Annotated in this window: 3 protein-coding genes; all 3 read left to right on the top strand. The window is 38.7% G+C overall.

The features are described from left to right. Positions 1 to 792 (top strand): hypothetical protein (locus AB1414_03165; protein ID MEW6606443.1); only part of this gene is annotated, 792 nt, incomplete at its 5' end. Between the two features lie 24 nt (positions 793 to 816). Further along, positions 817 to 1,485 (top strand): fibronectin type III domain-containing protein, encoded by a 669-nt coding sequence (locus AB1414_03160; GenBank protein MEW6606442.1) that lies wholly within the window; start codon positions 817 to 819, stop codon positions 1,483 to 1,485. Between the two features lie 2 nt (positions 1,486 to 1,487). Continuing rightward, the coding region (locus AB1414_03155) for a fibronectin type III domain-containing protein (protein MEW6606441.1) at positions 1,488 to 3,955 on the top strand (2,468 nt) is incomplete at its 3' end.

Here is a 3,955-nt window from a genome sequence, read left to right as displayed (position 1 = left end):
TTTGAGTCGGCTGGATTTATAAATAGAGTAGAAAAAACTGTCCAGATAGAATCTAATGACCCCCAAAATCCTAAACTGGATATTACCATTACAGGCTATATTGAGGAAGAGAGGAGTTTTCAGAATCAAAACGACGATATATCCAGGATGCCCATTGAAGTTCGTCTGGTTAAAAGTGAATATATTAAACCAATTAATCGCCTGGTGATTTTCTATTTAAAAGATGAGCTGGATAACATTGATGAAATAGAAAAGGTGATTAGTCAGGCAGGAGAAAGTGGAAATGGGAAGGCAATATTAAAAATTGCTATGATGAAATTACTTGAAGAACAAATTGATAAGAAGATTGAGAATTTGAATAAAATTAAATGCAATGCCCTATTTGTGAAGAATGATAAAAGTGAAATGGGGATGGAATTAGTTAAGCAATCAAACTTCCCTATTATCCATTCAAATCAGGTAAGTCCGTATGTGATTGAAGATTTTAAGAAGCTTAATGTCGGCATATTAGCCTTACTAAATCCTACACCAGAGTTAACCAATAAATATCTCTTAGAATTAAAACCCAAAAGCGACATCATTGTTCTGATAACAGAGCTAAGTCTGGAAGAGGCGAAAAGATTAAGTCAAGAAGTAGAGGGAATAGACATTATTATTCCCTCTGAAACTAATAACAAACCAATTAAAGCAGGAAATACAATAATTGCCTCAGGCAGTAGTTTTGGTAAACTTAATATATTTTTGGATATCACCAGAAATATAATTGGCTATAACGAGAAGGCAATTAGGTAATCGGTTAAAGGATGGTGATAATGAATGAGAGGAATAAGTTTAATTATAGGAATATTTCTTTTATTGACTAATTTAGAGAGCTACGGAGCTACCCCTCAAAAGGTGAAAGTAAGTAATATTAGAGATACACAGTTTACCATTTCCTGGATAACTGATGTGCCAGAAATAGGCAGGGTTAATTATGGGACATATTCTGCTTTAGGAGAAACCGGCTATGATGACGAGGGCAGTCAATCCTTGAGTAGCATACATTATGTCACCATTATCAAACTTACACCGCAGACAACTTACTTTTATCAAATTATCAGTGGGACACTAACTATGGAGATGAGTAGTGTCACTACCGGAATCTCAATATTGCCCGTAGGTTCTGATGTTGCCTATGGACAGGTATTCAAAGAACCAGGAAATCCCTTGAATAAAGGGGGGATATGCTATCTCAGGCTAAAAGATATTGATGGGTTGGATAGCAAAGGCGATTCTCAATTAGTATCAACATTAGTAGATGAAAATGGTTATTGGTCAATGGAGCTGGTCAACATCAGAGAGGCTAATCTAAAAAATCTGTTCAAATACTCTAATGTTATGGATAAACTTTACATTTATGTAGAAGGTGGTAATGAAGGTAATTCTGAGCAAATAGTGAGTACTTATGATGATTCACCAGCACCGGATATAATTTTAGGGAGGTAATTATGGGAAAAAAAATAAGTCTAACACTCTGGATATTGATTATTCTGGGGAATTTTGAGGCTCAGGCAAATACTACGCCTCAAAAGATGAGGATAACTAATCTGCGCGATACACAATTTACTATCTCGTGGATTACCGCTACATCGACTATTGGCCAGATTAACTATGGCACGACTACTACTCTCGTAAGGAGCGCTTATGATGATAGAGGAAGTATGACTTTAAGCTATACACATCATATCACCATCACAAAACTAATACCGCTGACAACTTATTACTATGATATTATAAGTGGAGAGAGTATAGACAATAATAATGGTAAACATTATTCTATCATTACCGCGACATCAACAATTCCTTCTGGAAGTGATGTTGCCTGGGGAACAGTTACTTATGAGAATGGAACGACTAACGCGGAAGGAGCGATTATCTATATTCAACTTCAAGACAATGATGGCCAGGGAAATACCGGCAGTTCTGCTTATGCCTCTACATTAGTGGATTTAAATGGGATTTGGAACATAGAGCTGGTTAATATCAGAACCCAGGACCATAATGGTTTATTTGCCTATTCGCTCTGGGGAGATAATCTTTTTATTTTTGGTGAGGGGGCTGGGGCAGGCATTTTTTCTAAGATAATAGATACGGCCAATGACTCACCTGCACCACTACAAAGACTATCATTTCCACCGATAATAGCTAATATTATTGAACCAGCTTCAAATACATTCCTTGCCGGCACAGTAACGATAAAAGCTCAGGCACAGGATAATGAATCAGGGATAGATAAAATGGAATTATGGGTTGGAACAAAGACTGATTGTCTCCTGGAAACAGATATATCTGCGGGTATCCCGGGCACAACAACCTCAAATCTTATCACCACTAATTATCTGGATGGTATCTATGACCTTTTTTGTGTGGCCATAGACCATGTTGGCAATAGAGCGACCTCAACGATTCCCTATCCCATAACTATTGATAACACAAAACCACAAACACCAACTTTAGTTTCTATTACCAACGGTGTTCTGGATGGCAAACTCAATCTTATTTGGACACCAGGCACAGATACAAACTTAGTTGGCTACAAGATCCACTACGGCACAGAATCAGGCACATACACCTCAATCCAGAACACGGGCACAATTGCAACAACATACACATTAGGCAATTTAACCAATGGCATTTGCTACTATATGGCTATCTCTGCTTATGACCAGGCAGGAAATGAGGGAGATAAATCCAATGAACTTTTTGGAATACCCACAGGTCCGCTGGCAAACATCAGGATAATAGGTGCAACAGCCACAATAACCACAGATGAAACATTAATTCTCTGTCTTAAGGGATATGATGGAAATTGGAATTTAATAGGGGAGGTTTTTGGCACCTGGTCTGTCCAGGGTGGAATTGGTACCTGCAGTCCTGCTTACGGCACATCCACGGTCTTTGCCCCAACAAGTGTAGGCAGTGGCACCATCACCGCCACGGATGGCTTACATACAGATACAATGACAATAACCATTAAACATGGCACAGTAACCGCCATCAACCTTCACCCATTAACCATCAGTCTTACTGCCGATGAATTTGCTACCTTTACTGCCATTGCCAGTGATTCTGATGGCAATACCTGGACAGTTACCTCAGAAACAACATTCTCTGCTGAAAAAGGCACATTTACCAATAATGTTTATAACCCCAAAGAGGTAGGCACATGGACAATAACAGGGACAACAAACGGGATAATAGGAACAGCCACAGTGGTTGTTACATCAGGTGCATTTACCAATCTTACCCTGAATGTCTTTCAAACAATGACCACAACTTATGCTCCATTTACATTAACTGTCACTTTAACCGATAGCGATGGAAATCCCTACACAGGACAGATGGTCATGACCAATACGACACAATCTATTATTCCTGACCAGATTAATTTAACCAATGGTATCTGGACAGGGACAGCGGCGATTACCATTTCCCCAAATAATGGTTTAGATATAATCACTGTCTATTATGGAGCTATAAAGAAATCAGCCACAATTACAGTTTTTGTAGATGCCCAACAGGGAGGGACAGTTACAATCCCGGGGGTAGAGATAGTATTTGGCCCGCAAACCCTTGGAACAACAAATGCAACTGTTCATATTGCTACATCAACAACAGCCACTCCTCCACAAGGCATTCAGTTTATAGAAGCTGTTTATAACATAGAGCTTAAAGATGAATCTGGAACAAAGATACAACCAATAGGTTCGGTAACATTAAGATTTGATTATCCAGATAATCCAAAACCTGGTGATGGTTGGATTGATGGAACAAATATCAGGGAAGAAAATCTTGTCATCTATCATTGGAATAATATTACCTGGACAGCATTAACTACTTATCATCACGGCACAGAGAATTATGTTTGGACTTATATCTCTCACTTCTCCACATTTACCGTAGGTGGGACACCAAC

It is taken from the genome of bacterium (genome assembly GCA_040755795.1).
Taxonomy (GTDB): Bacteria; UBA9089; CG2-30-40-21; order CG2-30-40-21; family SBAY01; genus JBFLXS01.
Note: the sequence above shows the minus strand (reverse complement) of the source record. Positions and strands in the feature narration are given on the sequence as shown.